The organism is Micromonospora maritima (assembly GCF_902825405.1).
In the GTDB taxonomy this organism is placed as follows: domain Bacteria; phylum Actinomycetota; class Actinomycetes; order Mycobacteriales; family Micromonosporaceae; genus Micromonospora; species Micromonospora maritima.
Genome location: NZ_CADEAU010000895.1, coordinates 1 through 1062 on the forward strand (window position 1 = coordinate 1; position 1062 = coordinate 1062).

The 1062-nt window shown below is 74.6% G+C and carries 2 protein-coding genes; both read left to right on the top strand.

Translation table 11 applies throughout. The annotated features are described in order from the left end of the window. A partial coding sequence (locus HUW36_RS33345; RefSeq protein WP_174531641.1) for a cytochrome P450 occupies window positions 1-238 on the top strand: 238 nt, incomplete at its 5' end. 132 nt (window positions 239-370) lie between these two features. Next, a partial coding sequence (locus tag HUW36_RS33350) for an ABC transporter ATP-binding protein (RefSeq protein ID WP_174531642.1) occupies window positions 371-1062 on the top strand: 692 nt, incomplete at its 3' end.

Genomic DNA, 1062 nt, shown 5'->3' on the forward strand with positions numbered 1-1062 from the left:
GGCCGTGGTCGACGCGCCCGGCGAGTTCCGCCCGGGGCAGCCGGGCTCGCGGCGGCACCTGGCGTTCGGCGCCGGCCCGCACCGCTGCGTCGGCGCCCAACTGGCCCGGATGGAGGCCGCCGTGGTGGTCGCCGAGGCGGCCCCGCTGCTCGACGGCGTCACGGTGGTCCGTCCACCGTGGTGCCCGGACAACCTCACCTTCCGCATGCCCGACGCGTTCGTGGTCCGCCGCGTCTGACCGCGCAGTGTTAGAAGGGGGCCCTTTCTCTACCGGAGGCGTTAAGAAGGGGCCCTTCCTTAACGAAAGTCAGGGTGGGCGCCCACCCTTCGACAGCGGCGCCGCTCCCCCGCCGGTGAATAGCGTCGCCGCATGATCACACTTCGTGGGTTGACGAAACGGTTCGGCGAGGTGACGGCCGTCGACGACCTGACCGTCGAGATCCGTCCCGGCCAGGTCACCGGGTTCCTCGGCCCGAACGGCGCGGGCAAGTCCACCACCATGCGGATGGTGCTCGGCCTGGACCGGCCCACCGCCGGGGCGGCGCTGGTGCACGGCCGGGACTACCGCACCCTGCGGCATCCGCTGTACGAGGTCGGCGCGCTGCTCGACGCCACGGGTGTGCACCCGGCCCGCTCCGGCGCGGCCCACCTGCGGGCGATGGCACGCAGCAACGGCGTACCGGCGCGGCGGGTGACCGAGGTGCTCGACCTGGTCGGCCTGGACGACCGCGCCGCCGGCAAGCCGGGCCGGGCGCTGTCCCTGGGCATGGGTCAACGGCTCGGCATCGCCGGCGCGCTGCTCGGCGACCCGCCGGTGCTGCTGCTCGACGAGCCGGTCAACGGGCTCGACCCGGACGGGGTGCGGTGGATCCGCGGGTTCACCCGGCGCCTCGCCGACGAGGGACGCACCGTGCTGATCTCCAGTCATCTGATGAGCGAGATGCAGCAGACCGCCGACCGGGTGGTGGTGCTCGGCCGGGGCCGGCTGGTCGCGGACGCGCCGCTGGCCGAGCTGATCGCCGCGCGGCCCGCCGCCTCGGTCCGGGTACGCGGGCCCGAGCC